Source organism: Pseudoalteromonas sp. XMcav11-Q (genome assembly GCF_040104525.1).
GTDB lineage: Bacteria > Pseudomonadota > Gammaproteobacteria > Enterobacterales > Alteromonadaceae > Pseudoalteromonas.
Window position 1 is genome coordinate 541174 of record NZ_JBECOX010000001.1, and the last position, 19751, is coordinate 560924.

21 protein-coding genes, 7 tRNA genes and 2 pseudogenes are annotated in these 19751 nt (G+C 43.0%); 10 read left to right on the forward strand and 20 right to left on the reverse strand.

The window, feature by feature from the left end; translation table 11 throughout:
* Nucleotide 1: 1 nt before the first annotated feature.
* Together ABMY45_RS02580 and ABMY45_RS02585 are read right to left on the reverse strand one after the other, a co-directional pair.
* Complete coding sequence (locus tag ABMY45_RS02580) at nucleotides 2-949, reverse strand: polyprenyl synthetase family protein (RefSeq protein WP_010606640.1); 948 nt, start codon at nucleotides 947-949, stop codon at nucleotides 2-4.
* A 317-nt stretch (nucleotides 950-1266) separates the two neighbouring features.
* Nucleotides 1267-1683: pseudogene (locus tag ABMY45_RS02585) on the reverse strand (IS3 family transposase); the annotation flags it as partial.
* Between the two features lie 56 nt (nucleotides 1684-1739).
* On the opposite strand from ABMY45_RS02585, the pseudogene ABMY45_RS02590 reads away from it, so the two are divergent.
* Nucleotides 1740-2300, forward strand: a pseudogene (locus ABMY45_RS02590) (IS30 family transposase); the annotation flags it as partial.
* Between the two features lie 259 nt (nucleotides 2301-2559).
* Here the strand turns inward: ABMY45_RS02590 and ABMY45_RS02595 are convergent.
* The 9 genes from ABMY45_RS02595 to dnaQ all read right to left on the reverse strand — a co-directional run bounded on the left by ABMY45_RS02595 (nucleotide 2560) and on the right by dnaQ (nucleotide 5603).
* Nucleotides 2560-2636: transfer RNA gene (locus ABMY45_RS02595), tRNA-Asp, on the reverse strand.
* Between the two features lie 29 nt (nucleotides 2637-2665).
* Nucleotides 2666-2742 (reverse strand) — tRNA-Asp (locus ABMY45_RS02600).
* A gap of 41 nt (nucleotides 2743-2783) precedes the next feature.
* Nucleotides 2784-2860, reverse strand: a tRNA-Asp gene (locus tag ABMY45_RS02605).
* A gap of 49 nt (nucleotides 2861-2909) precedes the next feature.
* Nucleotides 2910-2986 (reverse strand) — tRNA-Asp (locus ABMY45_RS02610).
* 32 nt (nucleotides 2987-3018) lie between these two features.
* Nucleotides 3019-3095, reverse strand: a tRNA-Asp gene (locus ABMY45_RS02615).
* Nucleotides 3096-3127: 32 nt separating this feature from the next.
* Nucleotides 3128-3204, reverse strand: a tRNA-Asp gene (locus ABMY45_RS02620).
* A 30-nt stretch (nucleotides 3205-3234) separates the two neighbouring features.
* Nucleotides 3235-3311, reverse strand: a tRNA-Asp gene (locus ABMY45_RS02625).
* A 110-nt stretch (nucleotides 3312-3421) separates the two neighbouring features.
* A complete protein-coding gene (locus ABMY45_RS02630) occupies nucleotides 3422-4792 on the reverse strand; it encodes a TIGR03503 family protein (protein WP_102057212.1) in 1371 nt (456 codons plus the stop codon).
* Between the two features lie 97 nt (nucleotides 4793-4889).
* Complete coding sequence (gene dnaQ, locus ABMY45_RS02635; protein WP_237115879.1) at nucleotides 4890-5603, reverse strand: DNA polymerase III subunit epsilon; 714 nt, start codon at nucleotides 5601-5603, stop codon at nucleotides 4890-4892.
* A 69-nt stretch (nucleotides 5604-5672) separates the two neighbouring features.
* On the opposite strand from dnaQ, the gene rnhA reads away from it, so the two are divergent.
* Nucleotides 5673-6143, forward strand: a complete 471-nt coding sequence (gene rnhA, locus ABMY45_RS02640) for a ribonuclease HI (protein WP_010606636.1) — start codon at nucleotides 5673-5675, stop codon at nucleotides 6141-6143.
* 63 nt (nucleotides 6144-6206) lie between these two features.
* Here the strand turns inward: rnhA and ABMY45_RS02645 are convergent, their stop codons facing one another.
* Entirely contained in the window at nucleotides 6207-6956 is a 750-nt protein-coding gene (locus ABMY45_RS02645) for a methyltransferase domain-containing protein (RefSeq protein ID WP_010370946.1), read from the reverse strand.
* Nucleotides 6957-7008: 52 nt separating this feature from the next.
* Between ABMY45_RS02645 and gloB the strand changes: the two genes are divergently transcribed.
* Nucleotides 7009-7776 (forward strand): hydroxyacylglutathione hydrolase, encoded by a 768-nt coding sequence (gene gloB, locus ABMY45_RS02650; protein ID WP_211866629.1) that lies wholly within the window; start codon nucleotides 7009-7011, stop codon nucleotides 7774-7776.
* A gap of 227 nt (nucleotides 7777-8003) precedes the next feature.
* Complete coding sequence (locus ABMY45_RS02655; RefSeq protein ID WP_349288350.1) at nucleotides 8004-9578, forward strand: LysM peptidoglycan-binding domain-containing protein; 1575 nt, start codon at nucleotides 8004-8006, stop codon at nucleotides 9576-9578.
* Between the two features lie 230 nt (nucleotides 9579-9808).
* Here ABMY45_RS02655 and ABMY45_RS02660 read toward each other — a convergent pair whose 3' ends face one another.
* From ABMY45_RS02660 to ABMY45_RS02675, 4 genes are all read right to left on the reverse strand, one after another.
* Nucleotides 9809-10009, reverse strand: coding sequence for a hypothetical protein (locus ABMY45_RS02660; protein WP_010606633.1), 201 nt, complete (start codon nucleotides 10007-10009; stop codon nucleotides 9809-9811).
* Between the two features lie 205 nt (nucleotides 10010-10214).
* The gene (locus tag ABMY45_RS02665; RefSeq protein ID WP_010606632.1) at nucleotides 10215-10658 is read right to left on the reverse strand and encodes a flavodoxin; all 444 of its coding nucleotides are present in this window, start codon (nucleotides 10656-10658) and stop codon (nucleotides 10215-10217) included.
* Entirely contained in the window at nucleotides 10658-11392 is a 735-nt protein-coding gene (truC, locus tag ABMY45_RS02670; RefSeq protein ID WP_102057217.1) for a tRNA pseudouridine(65) synthase TruC, read from the reverse strand. The genes ABMY45_RS02665 and truC overlap by 1 nt, the downstream gene beginning before the upstream one ends.
* On the reverse strand, nucleotides 11392-11709 hold the full coding sequence (locus ABMY45_RS02675) for a YqcC family protein (protein WP_010370929.1): 318 nt from the start codon (nucleotides 11707-11709) through the stop codon (nucleotides 11392-11394). Before ABMY45_RS02675 ends, truC begins: the two co-directional genes overlap by 1 nt.
* 158 nt (nucleotides 11710-11867) lie before the next feature.
* On the opposite strand from ABMY45_RS02675, the gene ABMY45_RS02680 reads away from it, so the two are divergent.
* Nucleotides 11868-12896, forward strand: a complete 1029-nt coding sequence (locus tag ABMY45_RS02680) for a DUF3549 family protein (protein ID WP_349288351.1) — start codon at nucleotides 11868-11870, stop codon at nucleotides 12894-12896.
* Nucleotides 12897-13202 carry a DUF3301 domain-containing protein gene (locus tag ABMY45_RS02685; RefSeq protein WP_235366639.1) on the forward strand — a complete coding sequence of 102 codons (306 nt, stop codon included), beginning with the start codon at nucleotides 12897-12899 and terminating at the stop codon, nucleotides 13200-13202.
* A gap of 78 nt (nucleotides 13203-13280) precedes the next feature.
* On the opposite strand, the gene ABMY45_RS02690 is transcribed toward ABMY45_RS02685, so the two are convergent.
* Together ABMY45_RS02690 and ABMY45_RS02695 are read right to left on the reverse strand one after the other, a co-directional pair.
* A complete protein-coding gene (locus ABMY45_RS02690; RefSeq protein WP_102057220.1) occupies nucleotides 13281-13628 on the reverse strand; it encodes a DUF805 domain-containing protein in 348 nt (115 codons plus the stop codon).
* A gap of 1153 nt (nucleotides 13629-14781) precedes the next feature.
* The gene (locus ABMY45_RS02695; RefSeq protein WP_010606625.1) at nucleotides 14782-15414 is read right to left on the reverse strand and encodes a GNAT family N-acetyltransferase; all 633 of its coding nucleotides are present in this window, start codon (nucleotides 15412-15414) and stop codon (nucleotides 14782-14784) included.
* Between the two features lie 276 nt (nucleotides 15415-15690).
* Here ABMY45_RS02695 and ABMY45_RS02700 point away from each other — a divergent pair, with 276 nt between their 5' ends.
* From ABMY45_RS02700 to ABMY45_RS02710, 3 genes are all read left to right on the forward strand, one after another.
* On the forward strand, nucleotides 15691-15918 hold the full coding sequence (locus tag ABMY45_RS02700; RefSeq protein ID WP_010370914.1) for a DUF2789 domain-containing protein: 228 nt from the start codon (nucleotides 15691-15693) through the stop codon (nucleotides 15916-15918).
* Nucleotides 15919-15989: 71 nt separating this feature from the next.
* A complete protein-coding gene (locus ABMY45_RS02705) occupies nucleotides 15990-16250 on the forward strand; it encodes a hypothetical protein (RefSeq protein ID WP_010606623.1) in 261 nt (86 codons plus the stop codon).
* A complete protein-coding gene (locus tag ABMY45_RS02710; protein ID WP_102057222.1) occupies nucleotides 16250-17023 on the forward strand; it encodes a Zn-ribbon-containing protein in 774 nt (257 codons plus the stop codon). Before ABMY45_RS02705 ends, ABMY45_RS02710 begins: the two co-directional genes overlap by 1 nt.
* A gap of 28 nt (nucleotides 17024-17051) precedes the next feature.
* Here ABMY45_RS02710 and syd read toward each other — a convergent pair whose 3' ends face one another.
* The gene (gene syd, locus ABMY45_RS02715; protein WP_235366637.1) at nucleotides 17052-17603 is read right to left on the reverse strand and encodes a SecY-interacting protein; all 552 of its coding nucleotides are present in this window, start codon (nucleotides 17601-17603) and stop codon (nucleotides 17052-17054) included.
* A gap of 127 nt (nucleotides 17604-17730) precedes the next feature.
* Between syd and queF the strand changes: the two genes are divergently transcribed.
* Nucleotides 17731-18576: an NADPH-dependent 7-cyano-7-deazaguanine reductase QueF gene (queF, locus tag ABMY45_RS02720; protein WP_102057224.1), complete on the forward strand. Its 846-nt coding sequence runs from the start codon at nucleotides 17731-17733 to the stop codon at nucleotides 18574-18576.
* Nucleotides 18577-18883: 307 nt separating this feature from the next.
* Here the strand turns inward: queF and ABMY45_RS02725 are convergent, their stop codons facing one another.
* The gene (locus ABMY45_RS02725; protein ID WP_349288352.1) at nucleotides 18884-19750 is read right to left on the reverse strand and encodes a peptidylprolyl isomerase; all 867 of its coding nucleotides are present in this window, start codon (nucleotides 19748-19750) and stop codon (nucleotides 18884-18886) included.
* Between the last annotated feature and the right edge of the window lies 1 nt (nucleotide 19751).

A 19751-nucleotide genomic window follows, 5' to 3' on the forward strand; every position in this document is an offset into this window, starting at 1 on the left:
ACTAAATCGTATACTTAGTCAACATATGCCAAACGTAAGCATCTAAGTCACTCAGCGCTTGAGTATTTGGAGTATCGATTCGAGCAAGAAGAGCATGTGCCGCCTCTCGATGTTCAGCAAGAGTCACTTGAATCGCCTTTTTCACTTGTGTTCTGGTCATTGATTTTAAGTCATCTTTGTTACTGACCAAATCCACAATAGTCTTTTTACCATTTAACCGATCAAGCCCCGGCGTTTTACTTGTTTTCTCATCACCAATAAAGGCATCATAAAAATCATCTAGAATCTGCAAAATACGAGCAACTTCTCGGGCGTAATCAAACAAATGCTGACTAAGCTGTTCATTTTCATTAATCACACCAAGAATTTTCATCGGAAGAGAGATAATCGAGGAAGTTTTACCATCAATGAGTTTATAATAACTATCGAGATCTTCGGTATCAAAAGAATTAATATCCAATAGCTGACCATCAACTAATTCCATGCAAATATCACACAAATACAAACTGCAACCTGCAGCATATTTTGCCTTAACGGAATTAGCCAATTTAAATGCCAGACTAATAAGAAAGTTACCAGCCAAAATGGCAGTATCGGTACCATATTTTTTGTAAATTGTTGGCTCATTACGACGATAATCAGAATTATCCATAATATCATCATGTACTAACGCTGCCGCGTGTAACATTTCAATAGCAACAGCAACTTTCATTGCATCAGAAGCAGATTCTTGAGGTTCGTCATATACTTGGTTGGCCATGAGAACCAAAATCGCTCGAATACGTTTACCACCTTGAAGAGCATCACAAATCGGTTGATAGATATTTAAAAAACGAACCTTGTCCATTTCTTTTAAGATTTCATCATCAATTCTTTTTCTAAAAGATAACCAAGATTTCCCTTCCAAAACATCATTTGGTTGCTTAACTACGTCCATATCATCCATCATGCTTGCATATCCTTTTAATTTTCGAGACGCGGAATTATACCCAACTTTCTAAGTTTTACTACTAAAAAATCACATTTTACTTTCAGTTCACCCCTCATGCTTAACATAAAAACAACAACCAACCAAACTAAATAAACAGTCAAACAATCAAGAGTTCAAGGTAAAACAAAATTGAGCTTACTGCGCCTCTTCGCCATGTAGTGGGCTTTCCCCACCTCGCACTACTACGAGCGCTCCGGCCAATATATTAATCGATTTCAGACAGGTTCGTGGTTCAATTTAAAACATCCTTGTTAGCCCTGAACTCCGGGCACACGGTAAGTTATATCCCATGACCAAACTTCATTCGGTGTAGCAGCTGTAAAACTCGTGGGTTTAGCCACTTTTCTCAGTGCTTTGCTGCGACCACGATGATGTAATTGGTTTTCAGCCTTAAGCACACGATAGAAGCTTGACACTGAGCCAAGATAGATATTGTTATCTAACAACCTAGGCACTATCTGTGAAGGCGGTAAGCTAGCAAATTCAGGCTCATTACAAACATCAACAATGGCTTGTTGCTCATGCACGGTTAGTTTATTACTTGGCACTGGACGCTCTGCCTCTGAGCGTTTGTCTGTTTGTACTATGCCTTGCTGATACCATCGTCTATACGTTCTCAAGCTGATATCCATTTCTCTGCAAGCTTTCTCTACAGCGCAACCCGATTGTTTTGCTTCTTGAATTAAATCAATGTATTGCTGCCTATGGTCAAGCTCTGTTAATCGCCCCCTGAGTCCTCCCCGAATAAGGGCACAGACGTTATCGTAAAGGTTGCCGAAGCAAACGTGTCATCATCCTAAATCGGGTTGGCATTGAGCATAAACCTGCGATTGTTGACATTAAAACACGGTTTGGTGATTGGGAAGTGGATACTGTACTTGGCAAGCATGGCACGGGTGCAATCGTTAGTTTGGGCGAACGTACAAGTAAGTTTTACCTGATACGCAAAGTTCCAGCAAAAAGTGCAGCGCAAGTGAGCAGAGCGATGAGAGGCATGCTGTGGCGCTATCGACGTCATGTTCATACGATAACCGCAGATAATGGGAGTGAGTTTTGCGAGCATGAATATGTCTCAGATAAGCTAAAAACCGATATCTATTTTGCTAACCCCTACTCCTCATGGGAGAGAGGGTTGAATGAAAACTTTAATGGTCTGCTGCGTCAATATATTTGCAAAGGAACAGATTTACGAACGGTGACAGATAAGCAAATTGCGCATATAGAGCGGGCGATCAATGCGAGGCCGAGAAAATGTATAGGGTTTAGGCAACCTGTGGTGATATTCAATGAATTACGCAAAGCAGCCTAATTTAGCGAGTGGTGCACTTCGGACTTGAATTCGCGAGTAACAATGAAGAGAAATAAAACAAAGATAAAAGATAGATATGCTAAGAAAAAACAAAGTTGATCATGAAAACCAAACCGCATTCTCGTGACCAATGAATACCATTTTTAAACGCCCACGGTCACCAAATGGTGATCATCTGATCACAGGATCAAATAACAATACAATAGAAAAAGAAAATTAGGAGATAAGTAATTGAAATATGAGAAGAGAAATTGCAAACTGGCGGAGTGGACGGGACTCGAACCCGCGACCCCCGGCGTGACAGGCCGGTATTCTAACCAACTGAACTACCACTCCGCAGTGATAGATTTGCAAGATATCTTAAATGGCGGAGTGGACGGGACTCGAACCCGCGACCCCCGGCGTGACAGGCCGGTATTCTAACCAACTGAACTACCACTCCGCAGAGATATCTTAATGACATTATTTTACTCGTTTTAGTGTTGGCGGAGTGGACGGGACTCGAACCCGCGACCCCCGGCGTGACAGGCCGGTATTCTAACCAACTGAACTACCACTCCAGCGAGTAAACAAGCTGTCATAAAGCTTGAATATAGTTATGCGATACATTGGCGGAGTGGACGGGACTCGAACCCGCGACCCCCGGCGTGACAGGCCGGTATTCTAACCAACTGAACTACCACTCCACTGAGTATTCGCATTTTTTGCTTCGAAGTGTTGGCGGAGTGGACGGGACTCGAACCCGCGACCCCCGGCGTGACAGGCCGGTATTCTAACCAACTGAACTACCACTCCATAAGAAGCAAATGCACGTTTGTAATAAGTATTGGCGGAGTGGACGGGACTCGAACCCGCGACCCCCGGCGTGACAGGCCGGTATTCTAACCAACTGAACTACCACTCCAGCGCGACTTATTGATACCACGAAGAAATTTGGCGGAGTGGACGGGACTCGAACCCGCGACCCCCGGCGTGACAGGCCGGTATTCTAACCAACTGAACTACCACTCCGCGTCATATTCTTGCAGTGTTTGCTGTAAGGTGTGCTCCCTGACAGCGGCGTGAATAATACGAATGACCCCCTCATGAGTCAACCGTTTTTTGAAAAAAAACCGTGTTTTTTAGTTATCTTTCATTGAAAGGTTCAAAATATCACCTGATTTATCATTTTTTGAACCATTCCCTGCTGCGTTATTTTCAGATGGTCCTAAATCATCAAGATCAATGACTTCTTCGGTTTTCTTAAATGGATTCTTTGGCATTGGTACTTTTAGTCTAATTGGCTTTTTTTGCACCAGAACACGAATGGCTAACCAACCGAGCAATAATACAACTAAGTTACCAGCAACAATAATACTGACTAATAGCGCTGTACTTATAGTCGGCTCTGGTTCTGGCTCGGGTTGTATCACTGCCGGTAACGCAGCGGCTTCCAATTCAGGCACTTTTTCAATGGGTCTTTCAATTTCAAAATTGTAGTTTGGCAACGTTGCCATAAACTCACGGCCATTGATATTTTCACCAAATACGGAGATTTCTACACTATAACGCCCCCAATCATAATTCTTGATTGGCAGCTGACGATAAAGCCGTTCTTCTGCATCTAAGGTAAACATCTGCTCTTCACCATTAGGGTAAAAGATTTTACCCTGTAGCAATATGGTCTCAGGTTTCACAACCGTGTCGTCTATCGTAATAGTAAGGCCATGTTCAAGCTCGTTTTCACCCGCTAGCATCAATTCAAAGTTGAATGGCGGCTCAGCGATAACAATAGGTGATTTGATCACTCTTCTTTTTAGAATGGGCGTTTCTATGAAAAATTCAGGCTGCCACTCTCCCGCAGGAAAGTTTAATTTAAACTCACCAGTAAAAATTCCATCCAAGGGTCTTTCATCAAACTCTCGGCCATCATCTTTAAAGTCGGTCACGCTTTGCGTACCTGCACCAAAGTTGGCATATTCATCGTTATTGGTACTAGAGAACTCCACATACAAAGTCACGACATCCCGGAAGTAACCCACATCTATCTGTTTGCCATCATTAGTCACGCGCCCTGTTACCTTCAGCACTTCACCACGGAATAATAGCGGGGGCAAAGCTTCAACTTCGAGTTCAATGTCACCAAGCACCATTATGCGGCTGTTTTTTTGGATCTGTCCGATGACTTGCCAAGGGCCTGGCGTTGGGTTCTTTAGAATGATCAAGTCATAACTGACTTCGTCATACCATCGTAGTGCATCATTATCCAGTGAACTGGTCGCATAATATTTACTACCATCAGGCTTCACAAGTACCACAGCGGGAGCGCCTGGGGCGCGAAAAAACAGTAAAGTGATCTCTTCAATATTATAATCAATACGAAAACGGTTATCTAAAAGAGGGATTTCATTTACCTTACCGTCCCGCTGCAACATCGTTATCTGTGGTGTTTGAGCGCCAACAACCGTACTTACTAGCAGTACAAACCCCAAGATAAGCTGTTTTAGATTCATGTATTAACCCTACATTGCGTTGATGGCCTGAGTGATCTTTTTTTGGGACAAAGCCCCTAGTTAAGCGTCTACTCCACCCCAACGATACCGATTATATTCATAATTGTTGCCACAGACTTTGTCCACAAGCTTTGTTTACAAGCTCTAAACGTTCTGTATGTGCTTGTTCTTCATCGGCAGAAGCACGTAAAACTTTAAGTGCAGGACGATTGCTGTCTAAACGAATAATGCCACCGGCTGAGTTAGCCTGATCACCTTTATTTTGATTTGCCAAATTCAGCTTTTTTTGGCCTCCCGTCATCGACAGGTAAACATCAGCAAGGATCTCGGAATCCAGCAAAGCGCCGTGCAGCGTACGCTTTGAGTTATCGATATCGTAGCGACGGCAAAGCGCATCTAAGCTGTTCTTCTGGCCCGGATGAAGATCCCTTGCCATCGCCAAAGTATCTAGCACTTGACAATAGTCATGGGTTGCCGGAAAGCCTTGATTTAACTTAGCAAACTCGTGATCCATAAAGCCGACGTCGAACGGCGCGTTATGAATGACAAGCTCAGCTCCTTTAATATAGTCAAAAAACTCTTGCGCAATTTGATGGAAAAAAGGTTTATCACGTAAAAATTCGTTGGTGATACCGTGAACATCAATGGCTTCTTCTTCAATGTCGCGCTGAGGGTTGATATATACGTGGAAGTTATTCCCCGTTAGTCTGCGATTGACTAGCTCAACACAACCAATTTCAATGATCCTGTGCCCTGCTTTAGGATCAATACCTGTGGTTTCTGTATCCAGTACTATTTGCCGTGTGTGCATATCGTTGCTCGCTTAACTTTGCTATTATTTTGCCCTATTCGCACATTTTACATAAAAATAGGCAATTCAGTGCAAAAAACCGTAGAGATTTATACCGATGGCTCGTGTTTAGGCAATCCAGGTCCAGGTGGTTATGGTGTTTACCTTTCCTATCAAGGACATGAAAAAGAAATGAGTGCAGGGTATAAACTCACAACCAATAATAGAATGGAAATGCTTGCGGCTATTGTTGCACTCGAAACATTAAAGCGCCCCTGCGATATCATTCTGTATACCGACAGCCAATATGTTAAGCAAGGCATTGAGTCTTGGCTTGAAAACTGGAAAAAGCGCAATTGGAAAACCGCAGCCAAACAACCAGTAAAAAATGTCGATTTATGGCAAAGACTGGACGCTGCCACCAGCCGACACACGATCCAATGGCGCTGGGTAAAAGGCCACGCTGGAAATAAATATAATGAGCTTGTTGATGACTTAGCGCGTGAAGCGGCTTCAGGTCCAAACCTACTTGTAGATGAAGGCTACGAAGCCAGCGTCTAACTAAGGGATCATTCAATAACAAATAACAGCTCCCTTAAGATTTATATTAAGTAATAATACTCGTTATTCTTTATCTTGGCAGGTTTGTCTGAGTCCAGCCCCTTTCACAGCGGGTGTCCACTTAGGCTTTACATGCCACTTAGGTTTGATTGGAGTGAGCGGCATCACCCGCTTTCTTGCCACCAACATATACACGCTTCCCATCGGCTTTAAGTAATGACGGCAAAAACGACGCCATGGCGCAAAACGAGAAAGCCTCGAGCCTCGCGCTAAAGACGCATAAATAAAGCGCTCGTCACCAACAATTTCAAACCCGAGTAAATCTAGCCAATCCTTCACCCGCGATGGAGTAAAGAAGCGCCCTGACCAAGGTAGTTTTTCTTTACTAAAGGGAAGCATTTGCGCCACACCACATAAACTAAACGGATTAAAACCTGAGATCACAATATAACCTCCAGGAATAAGCGTTCGGTGGGCTTCGCGTAGAATATGATGCGGATCAGAATGATATTCTAAGCACTGGCTTAAAATACAAGCATCGACTGAGTTTTCGTAAAAAGGTAGCTCGTCAATTTCAGCAAATACTCCGACATGTTTGCCTTGTGGGGCAACACAAACTTGATGCTTAATCGGGCTGGCAGAGGTATTCATTTGACCGCTCAAACAGCCGAGTTTTAGCATGTGGTAACCAAACATTCTTGGTAGCCATTCATCCAGTCGTTTTTGGATCCCCACCTTTAAATATTCACCGTGAGGAAAGTCTTGCCACTCATCGGGTTTGGGTCCTTGTAAAAAACTTAACGCTGGTTTCATTTACTAAGCTCGTTATACTGGTGTTATTAATCACTTTATAGAGCATTGCGTTATGGTGCAAGTCGATGCAATCAAAGCATTTGATGACAATTATATCTGGGTGATAAAAGACCCTCGACGTTCAAACTGTTGGGTGGTTGACCCAGGTGACGAACAACCTGTTTTAGATTACCTCGCCAAGTTTGATTTAACACTCCAAGGCATATTAGTCACCCATCACCATTGGGATCATACTGATGGCATTGCCCCGCTTTTATCACATTTTCCCAGCTTAACAGTCTACGGGCCTAAAAATGGTAAATATAAAGGCATTACTCATGGCCTTAGTGAACACGATAAGATCACACTTTTTGATACCACGCTGAACATTATTGCCACCCCAGGTCACACGTTAGACCATATCTGTTATGTAAATGATGAACTGGCTTTTACGGGTGATACATTATTCAATGCTGGCTGCGGCAGACTTTTTGAGGGAACACCTAGCCAAATGTGGCACTCCTTTGAAAAGCTACTCACACTACCTGACACATGTAAAGTGTATTGCACGCACGAGTACACACTCGCGAACCTTGCTTTTGCTGAGGCCGTTGAGCCCACTAACCAAGCACTGATCCAGTATCACCAACAAGCAAAGTCATTACGTGCCAGTAACGAGCGCACGGTACCTACGACAATTGAACAACAAAAAGCAATCAATCCTTTTGTACGTGCCGCAAATGATGCCATTCTCACCCATGTTCCAACGCAATTTATCGCGTCAGAAAATACACCTGAAGCTCGCTTTAGTGCACTGAGAAAATGGAAGGATAACTTCTAAAATATTCAATAGTGACCTAATGTAACGCCAAAATGACGCTTTTTTGGCGGACTTACATGGGAAGTATTGAATAAATTATCCATTTTCTTTGCAATACCGCCAAAGATAAGCATTTCTAACGATTTTTAGGAAGTCGAAATAAAATAATAAAGAAGCTTTAAATGCTGATACAAACTCGGTAATATTGCCGAGTTTTTGTCCGAACCCCCAAGCAAAAGAACGCATTTATGAAAAAGCTCGCCTTTATTGTTGCTTCATTAGCAATGTTAAGTGGTTGTGAAATCACGCAAGAAACCCCGTTGGAAACTGCAACTGAACAAGTGAAGCAGGCCAACTTAGATCACGCGAGCCCTTATGATATCTCCCAAACACTCAGTACCTCATGGCAAGACGAAGATGAAGAGGCTGTGCCTGTATTTGACGACGTATGGGAGCGGATCCGTTATCAGTTATCTATCGAAGTGCCACAAAATAGACCTGTGGTCGCCGAACGTAATTACTATCAACGTCACCAAGCCTATTTAGACCGTATCGCAAAACGTGCAGAACCTTACCTCTACTACATTGTTGAAGAAGTAGAAAAGCGCAATATGCCGGTAGAAATCGCGTTGTTACCTATTGTGGAAAGCGCATTCGATCCATTTGGCTATTCACACCGCACCGCTTCCGGTATTTGGCAATTTATGCCTCAAACCGGTGAACGCTTTAACCTCAAACAAAATTGGTGGTATGACGGCCGTCGCGATATTATTGCATCAACGCAGGCAGCATTAGATTACCTCACCTATCTCCATAAAACACTGGAAGGCGATTGGTTAAACGCAATTGCCGCTTACAATTCAGGTGAAGGTCGATTGCTCAGAGCAATCCGAAAAAATCGTAAAAAGCATTTGCCTACCGATTTTTGGTCTCTCGATTTACCTCGCGAAACCACCGCGTATGTGCCTAAATTACTTGCCTTATCCGACCTCTTAAAACGCTCAGATGAGTTTAAGGTCGCGTGGCAACCTATAATCAATGCCCAAGTTGTTGATACCGTTGAGGTAGGGTCACAAATTGATTTAGCGCTTGCCGCTGAAATGGCCGATATTTCTTTAACTGAACTCTATCGCTTAAATCCAGGTTTTAATCGTTGGGCCACCGATCCAGATGGCCCACACCAGTTATTATTACCCATGGAAAAAGTTGACGCTTTTCAAGAGAAATTAGCTAAAACTGAAGTAAAAGATCGACTTCGTTGGCAATATTATACAGTGCAAAAAGGAGATAGCCTGTCGGTCGTTGCGACTAAGTTTAATACTAGTATCGGCGCCATTCGCTCACTCAATAGCATCGATGGCAATATGATCCGTGTTGGCCAGAAGTTATTGGTGCCACTCAGTGATGGCGAATTGCAAAGTGAGCATTTACCACCAGAAGTGCGCCTTGCCGCCAACAAAGTAACTAAGAACAAACTCAGCCACACAGTAAAATCAGGTGATACATTGTGGGATATCAGCCGCGAATATGATGTTACCGTTAAGCAATTAGCTAGCTGGAATAAGTTAAAAACCAATGCCGTTTTGCGCCTTGGACAAAAGCTTACTGTCTTTAAAGATGAAAAAGCAGCAAATCAAACCGTCCTCGTCAACACCGAGCGCACAATCACTTACAAAGTGCGTAAAGGCGACTCATTGGCACGTATCGCCACTAAGTTTAACGTCAGCGTGAATGAAATCGTCAAATGGAACAACCTGACTGGACAGAAGTACCTCCAGCCTGGTCAAAAGTTAAAACTGAAAGTTCAGACGAAACGTGTTTAGCGCTAAGAACCAGGGTTTAAAAATAAAAATCCAATATCAGTGATGATATTGGATTTTTACATATTAAAGCAGCACTTTTGACTCACTTTTCCTTAAAGATTACGACAGTTCTATCGTTTAAATACACAGTTTTTCAACGTCGCTTACAGCTGATTTAAACCCAAAAATTTGGTTAGGCTTCAATGCTGATTAATATTATCTAAAGGAAGTTTCATAAAGAACTGATATCGTTAGTACATTATTGGCGTACCACCAATCCTCCTGCAAATTCTCGATGCGTTATCCGCATCTCGATAATCAGAAAAAGAGTCAGCCCATAACAACTCACCATTTTTGTAACATTCAAGGTAAATTTCTTCGAATGCGGTAGTATTAGACGACATTGCGGTGGCGAAAATAGCAGATACAGCAAATAGAATCGGTTTAATCATTGTCTTTTCCTTTTCATTATTTTGAACTTTATAATATCGGTCACTTTTCATACAACCAAGACCAATGTCACACAACGTAACCGAAATGTAAATATTTATATTTTTCCGTTACTATAACTATGCTGATGAGTTTGCTATTTGAGCTGGCAACGCGGCCTATTAAGCCGCGTAAATTGAAAGGTAATGCTTGAACAGAAGATAAAACCTAAAGGTTTTTTGCCAATGATTGAAGCCAAGCCTCTGCCGGCTCCCAAGGCTCAAAATATTCACAGGCATCGATGTCTAGACGCGGTTGTGCTCGAGTGGCGTTCAACTCTTCAATCAGGGCATCAATTTGCTTTCCAGCACCACAATAAGTATCGCCATAACTAGAATCCCCCAATGCGATGACCGCTACTTTCTTGCCCGTTAGCATCGGAAATTCGCTTTGCATTTGCAAAAATAAAGGCAGCAAGTTATCGGGAATATCACCAGATCCGGTAGTAGAAGAAATAAATAAAATGTTTTCAGCTTGCGTTACATCAACGATGGAAGCAGGCTCAATAACACTTGCCTCATGACCCGATTTATTCAAAAACTCAGCACTGTCGTTTGCTAAGTTTTCAGCATTGCCGTACATACTTCCCACAAAAATGGAAACTTTTGCCATTATTTATAATCCTTCTCGTTGTCTGACCAGCCGAGCTGAGCGAAGACAGCCAATGCTTCTTCTCCCAAATCCGCGGTAATTGAAATCGTCGTGTTGGTATAAGGATGTACAAATTCCAATTTAGTTGCAAATAACATCAACCGACGTAAGCCAAAATGATCGACAAAAAAGTGGTTGTGTTTATTATCACCGTGATTGACATCACCAATAATCGGATGTGCTAAATAGTTAAGGTGGCGCCTGATTTGGTGTTTTCTACCCGTTTTAGGAAAACACTCCACCAATGAGTAGCGAATACTTGGATACTTACCAAAAGGAATTGGCAAGCTACCCTGCAATAAACAATTTATCTGTGTTTGCGCCTCCTGCGGAGCTTTATCCTGACAGGCAAACTTATCAGCAATTTTATCAAGTTCTTCTTTGAGTGGTCTGTCGATGAATCTAGATTCCGGAGCAAATCCGCGAACAAGCGCTAAATAGCGTTTTTGAATATTACCGCTAATAAAGATTTCATTCATGTCTCGCGCGGCCTCAGAGCTTAGTGCAAACAGTAGCACGCCTGACGTTGGCCTATCTAAACGGTGAACGGGGAAAACATGTTGACCAAGTTGATCACGTAGCATTTGCATCGCAAATTGTGTTTCTCGCTTATCCAAAAATGAGCGATGAACCAATAACCCTGACGGCTTATTTATCGCAACATAATGTGCATCTTGATATAAAATCTCAAGCATTACGCGCTCTTTGCAATTGTATTATCGAGGTTTTTTAAACACTGATGCACCGCATTAAAATAAAGATGTTCACTCAGCACCATTTCAGCCATTGGCGCAATCGCCATATTTTCCGGTAATGCTTCACCACTTTCTACCATTGTTCGCATTTTGCCCAAGAATACAAATTGCAACCACTGCGCGAAGGTCATCGTATCGCAGCAAAATGGCTCCGTAGAGGTAAGTGCCTTAGCCGAAATTGGCTCGTCTTGCCAAAGACCCGTCGCCTTTAAACAAGTCTCAAGTTCGTCTAACTGAATCAATAATTCCGAGTTCATCGGTCCTGTCTCTTTCTCAATTTTTTACATTATAGCAATTTGCATTATTTAGGAGCTAGCCAATTCTCTCAAGTGCACCTTTTTCATAGGCTTATCAGCGCTCCCAAAAGTAGCTATAATTGCCGCTATTGAAAATATAAGTAACATATAGAGCATTCATGACAGCGCAAATTTCAACTTTAGGTGAATTACTAACAAACGCCGGAACGCAGTGGCGGGCCTATGATCTGGGTCGACGTATCACAAAAATAGATAAGAAGCAGTTTGCGCAAATCGAGAGTACTCAAGTCCCTTATCCTTACCCGCTTGGCGGCCATGCCATCATGGCGATTCAATTTTGGGATAATGAGGCGACCGCTGATCCTTATGTGTGGTTTTTAAAGTTTCCACTGGATGAGCAAAGCAAGCTCATTATCGCCAGCCGTGACCACTTTGCCTCCATGGTACTCGAAGCATTAGGTACTCAACTCACGGGCGAAGCCGCTCAAGGGAAACTTGATAACAACCCTTATGTCTTCACGCCAAACGCGAACAAACTCGCGGCATTCAATGCGCTATTAAAGCGTGAGCTTAATCGCCCGGCTTCTCAATATTACGAGCACGCCGAACTCTATTTTTCTGGCAAGCTTGGGTTTGAACGCTGGCAAGAAATAGCGCTACAAGGTATTGCAGACTTTGCCCTACGTCTAGACCATGGTCATAACGCGAGCAACCTGCAACAGGCGTGGTCTTTTTTGCCAGCAGAAGTTAAGACACCATTAGCCGCAATGCTTGAACACGTTACGGTCTCAACATCACAAACCGAAGACTTTTTAGCCGCTTTAAACCGCGCATGCCAACAGCAAAATAAGGACGCCGTAGTCACTAATTTGCGTGCGATGTCGGGAAGTCACGCGCTTGGTCTCATCGCCCATGCAGTAGACGCCATTTTAGCATCTGAGTTGGGATCAGATGCCGATTGCTTACTCACTATTGCAGGGCGTGCTTGGGAGACACTAACCGACCAGAAAAGGCTTTTTATCTATATGGAAAAAGCCGCTGAGAATAATCAAATCGATGGACTTTTCGGCAGTATTTTCGCAGACTTAGTTGCAATACCTATGTTACGCCCACATGTTTTAGGGATTATTAGAGCAGAAAATCGCAGTGAAACTCTGTCTCGTGCAATTGGAAGGTTATTTTCTTAAATGACAACACTTTGGCTTTTTATCATCGTATCATCTGGTATCGCGCTATTTTGGTATAGCCGCCAGATCGCAGAAGCGGCAAATAGACATGCACAACATCAAACTGAAAGTTTGCAAGTGCAACTGTTAAGTGTTGCCTGTATTAAGCGCCGTTTCGGGGTATTAAAGGACGGTAAGCTTGGAATAAAAAGCCAATTTATGTTTGAGTTTAGTTCAGATGGCGAGTCAGCCTATCAAGGTAAGCTTTACTTAGAAAATGAACGATTAGTCAAAAAAGAATTGCCCGCTTATAAAATCGCAAGTTAATCCGATGGGTGCAAAAGTAGGCACTTAAATTCATATAAATACAAGTGCCTGCTCTGAATTTATAATAGTACAACTATTTTAAACATACCCTTTGACGCTTGGCCCGTAGTCGTTTTCACCAACCTCACTATCCATGGTGGTGAAATATATAATCACTAATAAACCGACGATAGGCACAAAGCTCACTAGAAGCCACCAGCCCGAGCGTCCAGTGTCGTGAAGACGACGAATAGATACTGCAACTATCGGTACTAGAACCACCAAATAATAGATACCTGTCAAAAACAGAGTGCCAAAAAGCCCGTCGACAATACCAATTGCAAAGCCTATCAACGCATTTATTAAGATAAACATCCAGTATTCTTTGCGTCTTGAACGTCCACTAAAATCGGAATATCTTTTTAATACTGTTAGATACCATTCCATTTCTTTTTCCTTAACTATTGCGCCAACATCGCGCACTAAAAAACAATACCAATTCGCTTAATTAAGTGATCTATTTTGAGGCGGGAGAATCTTAGCGATAACACCACTACCGCGTCCTGCTATCGCCAAGGTACCTACATCCATGCAGGCAAGGCAAGGCAAGGCAAGGCAAGGCAAGGCAAGGCAAAAATTTTGCTATTTAGTTGTTCTAAATGAGAAATTTTTAACGCGGTTAGCGTCAGATTTGCTCCTTAAAATTGAGCAAGTATTAAGACTAATCAGTATAAGACTAAAATGAGAGTGGAATAATCTAGCAAGGAGATCGAAAGATAAGAATGAAACTGCAAGCGGAGAGTTTTGAGAACTTCAACTAAGTTACTAGGAAAATATACATCAAATTTACAACCGTCACAAAAAACTAAGGCGCTAGCCTATCTGCTGCGCCTCAATCCTGACGATTATCCCAAGAGGTATCCAATTCCTCTGCTTTACAACCCAAAAGCCATCCGCCAATTCTTCTTCCCCTGAACGGGTATGTACTCCGACCTACCCGAATCCCATCCTTGTGTCATCCATTAGCACTTCCAATGCATCTCCATTTTAGCCACCTTGGCCTCCTCTTCGCTTCCCGCGCTCCAATGCCACCTTGGCTCCGCTTCACATAATCCCTATGTGCTCCCTATACATTGTTACGTCCAGTGTAACCCATCCACTTCGCAATCATCCAGATTGCGCTCCCTCATCCTAGAGTCTTGCTCGTCCTTATCTGCTCTTCCTTGCTCCACTACGCTTCCCGCGCTCCTTGACACTCCATGTGTCTCCTTATCCCTAGTGAAGCTCCGCTTCACACTCGCTTCCTCGAGTTCCTGATCTTCCTTGCCCTATGCAATACATCCTTCTCTTGTTGTCAAATTCCTTATCCTTTGACGCTGAGCTCCTGCTCTTGTGTTTCCTTACATTGTTAAGTTTACGGGGATTGAGCACTTTTGTTAGATAGCTCCGAACAATCTTTTTGCTGTCATTTAAAAGAAAAACAAAGTAACTTCTTTAAAAACAGAAGGGTAACTAAAAATCACACTACAAATTCGGTACTACAAAGCGCCTTAACCCACATTCTCGTACGAGATCTCTTACATGGTAATTTCCATTGTTGCTATTTGCTCTTAAATAGTAATGTGCCCTCTACTGAGCTAAACGCCATCTTTTGCAGAACTTGATAACCGTGACCCGCAAAAAACTGCGCTTGTTCTGGCTTAGTAATAAATACTGCCATCCCTTTCGTTTCTTCACTTTGTGCAATTAAATCATCCAACGCAGTGAGTAAATAGTGGCCATAGCCAAGCCCTTGAACATGTGGGTCAACGGCAATTAGAGATAAAAAGTGACACGGCTCTTGCGTTTGCAACGCTTGTCTAATCGACTTTTCTTTATCGATAAGCTGCTGCGTTTGCAAATATCCCGCACTCATCATGAGTCGTAATCGCCAATGCCACTGCCGATTTGCGTCCAATTCATCGCCATTTGCAATAACGCATGCTACCGCGACCAATCTATCTTGATGATATAACCCCACCATCGGCTGCCCCGTTTGACCAAATGCCGACAGCTCTTCTCGTATTAAGGCTCTGAGTTTTTTTTCAAAAATTGCTTCTTGTTTTGCCTCCAATACCTGCTTGAGTAACGGATCATCATGGTAAGCCTGATACAACACACTCGCGGCTACGTTGATATCTTCTGGATTTAAATATCTAACGATTAATTCATGTTGAGAAGTTTCTACTGACATCATGGTTCCTTATTGTTATTGCCCCAAGCTTCTGATAATCATGCCGAAATACTACTTAATATCAAAACCTCAGAATTTTTTCTGTGTACTTTAATAATGTACGGCTACTCGCTAGTGATAGATATTGATACAAGTCACAATTTATTCAGTCGTGGACAGGTATATTTATCCTCGCATTAGTCATTATGGTTTTTATCGATGATGACTTGCTAAAGGTTTTACAACCACCTTTACTATAGTTAGTGAGTAAAATTCAAGCAAACGAGGGAGAACGAAATGGATACTAGTCGCCACACTATGAGTACTTTATTTGCCCAACTTGGGCTCGACAACAATCCCAAGGCGATCGAAGGGTTTGTCAAACAACACCGCCTTCCTGACGATATGCTGTTAAGCCAAGCACCATTTTGGAATGAAGGGCAACGTCACTTTATTGAAGAATCGCTAAAAGAAGACGCCGATTGGAGTGAAATCATTGACGAACTAGATGCGATGTTAAGATAGCTAAAGCAATCGCTCCTTACGTAACTTGGTGCTATGATCCACTCCTATGATTAAGGCGTTTAGGAACCTCTATGCATCCTGCCGTTGCCAGAGCTATCAAAAAATTAGTCGATAGTGGGAAGACTCCAACTGTCGCGCTAACAAAAAGCAAATTAACTCAAAGCGTCGCAATGCCAGACGTTATCTCAGGCATTGCTGCGTACAAACAAGACCCTACCTGTATTGAGCACTATCAAGAGGTTGAAGAGGTCGTCAAAACAAGTTCACAAAGCCAATTAGATAGAATTGAAGCTAAGCTTGATAAGCTCATTGCCTTATTGGAGAAGTCGTAGTGTTTGTTGTCGACTTAACTTTTGATTGCTATGAGGAAACCACCTTAGATGCTGCCGAGCAGGCCATTAACCGGGTGGTCAATGCGCTTCGCTTTAATGGTCAAATCATTGGTGACGAATTTCCAACTGTACTTAAAGATGGCTATTTCGTCACTCGTGTGATGTGTCCAGAAGAAGACGCTTTGCATCCATTAAACCATAGTCCTTTTGTGAAGTTTGCGATTGACCAGCTACAGCAATCAGGCTTGCTTGCACCTAAGGTCAAAGTTTTTGGGCAAGATATACATGCCAACAGCGCTGATGCCTGTCATGAGCCGTCAAGCTACATTCTCTACACCACATACGTACACACTTGTAGTCCACTGTATTGTGGCGACGACTTTTTACCAGTGCCTTTATATAAAATCCCAGCTATTGCCAATGGTGATTACAAAACACTGATCAAATGGAAAGAAGATTGGCAAGCCTGCGATCAAATACAGATCAATGGTGCGACTCGCTGCGAATTTGCTGCACTGGAGGAAATTTCCAGTACGGGTAGTGATTTGTTTAGACGTGGCATGGATTTGAGCAAACGTATTCGCTATCTCACGAAAAAACCGGTTTACTATTATCTGTATCGTGTTGGCGGCGAAAACCTCGCCGCAGAAAAAGCAAGAAAATGCCCAAGCTGTCAGGGAGACTGGTTACTCGAGGAGCCTTGGTTCGGCCTTTTCGACTTTCGCTGCGAAACTTGCCAATTGGTCTCGAATATTTCGTGGGACTTTCAATAAGGAGCGCAAGCTCCTTGATACCAACTAGCTATATTGGATAGTTGACTGTCAGTTTTTCTACAAACTCCGCGATAGAATCAGCCAAAACATGATGCTGTTTCTTACCGACAAACTCTAACCCAACTTGACCCGTAGCGACATCGACCGACACCAATAAGTCGTCTGCTTCTGTTAAGCCAATAAATACGGTTTCAGGTTGTTTGAGCCTGCGCTTCATTAAAATATGGCCGGTGATATTTTGCTGCAAGCGCTCGAAGTCATCTTCGTTCCATGCTTGCAGTAGCTCAATTTGCTTACCCTCAATAAATGCCACGATATTGCCAGCAAAGAAATCACCATACAGTCCGTTCAATCCCTCAGGAAATTGTGTTTCCAACGCTCTGGCTAAATCATTTAGATGTCCCGCTGGCGAGCGCGCTACCGCTAGCCATTTTATCTCGTTAAGCTTGTTCGGTTCACCCTGCTCACATGGGCTCGGCCAACTTTCATCATGCTCGGTACTCGGTAAATCTTTGAAGGTCTGTTGATGATAGTCTGCATAGGCTTGATGCAAGCGCGCCATATTTACGGGCTGAGTCATATATAAAGCTCTCTTTATTTTTCTCACCTCGGGCTGAATACTTGTTTCGTGTAATTAAGCAAATTGCTATTAATCCCGAGGTGAACATTCGTTATAATGACCGCATTGTAACGAGATTTGAATTAACATGACAGACTACAGTAACTCGCCAGAGCTGCAATCTTCTGTGCTTGGTAAAACCACAGAATATGCCAGTGTTTATACTCCAAGCCTGCTGCACCCCATTGCACGTAAACTCAATCGTGACCAAATCAATGTTGATGAGTCCGCTTTACCATTCAAAGGTGAAGATACTTGGACAGGCTACGAATTGTCTTGGCTCAATAACAAAGGTAAGCCTCAAGTTGCGGTTGCCACTTTTGTGTTTCCTTGCCAAAGCTCGCATATCATTGAGTCAAAATCGTTCAAACTTTACTTGAATAGCTTTAACCAAAGTCGCTTTGATACGATGGAAACCGTGCGCCAAACGCTAGCTGCGGATCTTTCCACGGCATCAAATAGCCAAGTTAGCGTGACACTATTTGGCGCAGACGAATTCGATTGTATTCCTTTCTCGCGTCTCCCTGGTGAGTGTATCGACGAGCTGGATATTGAAGTTGATAGCTACACACCAAATAGTAACTTACTACAACTTGCCTCTGAGGATGTGGTCGACGAGACGCTTCACAGCCACTTACTCAAGTCAAATTGCTTGATCACCTCACAGCCAGACTGGGCAAGCGTGGTGATAAGTTACCGTGGTAAGCAAATCGACCGAGAAGCGCTGCTTAAGTACCTAATCTCATTCCGTGACCACAACGAGTTCCATGAGCAATGTGTGGAGCGCATTTACTGCGAGCTTTGGCGCACCTTTAACCCTGAAAAATTATCGGTTTATGCACGCTATACTCGCCGTGGCGGGTTAGATATCAATCCATATCGTTCGAGTGAACAAGATCAGACTCCGTATACGGTAAGAACTAACCGACAGTAAAACGTAAAAAAGCCATGTTCTCACATGGCTTGGCTTTTTATCACATCTAAGTATTGCTATTTAACCTGAGGTTTGGATAAGGAATGTTCCAACTCATTGTTGCTAAAGCAAAACTTAGTTTTTTCCTTGTCTAGCCAGAGAGTTTTAGGGAAAACACCGCTTCCGCGTCCTGCTCTCGCTAAGGTACCTACATCCTGTAGGCAAGGCGAATTTACGCACCAATAGCTGGCTATTGGAAGTGAATTCAACGCAGTTAGCGCTAAAACTAGCTGCTAGAAAGGCATTAATTATCCGCAGCTCAGGTTATTTATTCCCCTGTCGTGTCTTCCATTTCAACAGGGACGGGGACCGAACATATATCGGTGTGATTTGGCGTATCAACAAACCAATCTCCCGCTCTATTTTTACGTGCAGCAATTAGCGACTCAAAAACCGGCGTATTTGTCTTTAGCCTTTTAAAAGAAGGTGCACCTTTTACATCAGCAAGTACCGTAACGCCTTTGATAACATTATACGCTTGCCCAGCAACTGGTTTACGATCTAGATGCTGAACATGCTCCATTCCCGATAACAACTGCCCAAACACGGTGGTGTTTTTGTCTAGGTACCGCTGCGGCGTCAACGTGATGTAAAACTCGGTACCACCACTATTAACATCGTTGGTTCTGGCCATGGCAAACGAACCAACGCAGTGTGTCATCCAGGTTTTAGTTCCAGCTTCATTTTGTCCTACGGCAAAACCATTTAAAAACCCGGTACGCGGCGCGTAGCCGTCTACAGCAGCAAGAAGTGTGATCTTCAAGGTTGATTCTGTGCTATGAAAAAACTCAGCGGCAATCGCTTTTTTTCCTTTTTGCGGCATTTTATTGTCCGACATATCGCCGCCTTGGGCCACAAAGTTTTCCACGAACCGATACATACTCAAGTTTGTGTAAAACCCCTCTCGCGCTAACGCTTTAATATTTGCCACATGATTGGGCGCAAGTTCAGGGTTAAGCGCGATATAGACCGATCCTGTTTGTAATTCTATTTTAAGAATATTTTCAGGGTCCAGCTGCTGCCAGTCGCTGCTTTTGGCCTCAGCAACGACTTCCGATGGTGACTTTGTATAAGGTTTTGCAAAGACAAGAGATGAACTTATGCCAAGCGCAATAAGTAGTAAGGTTTTTTTCATT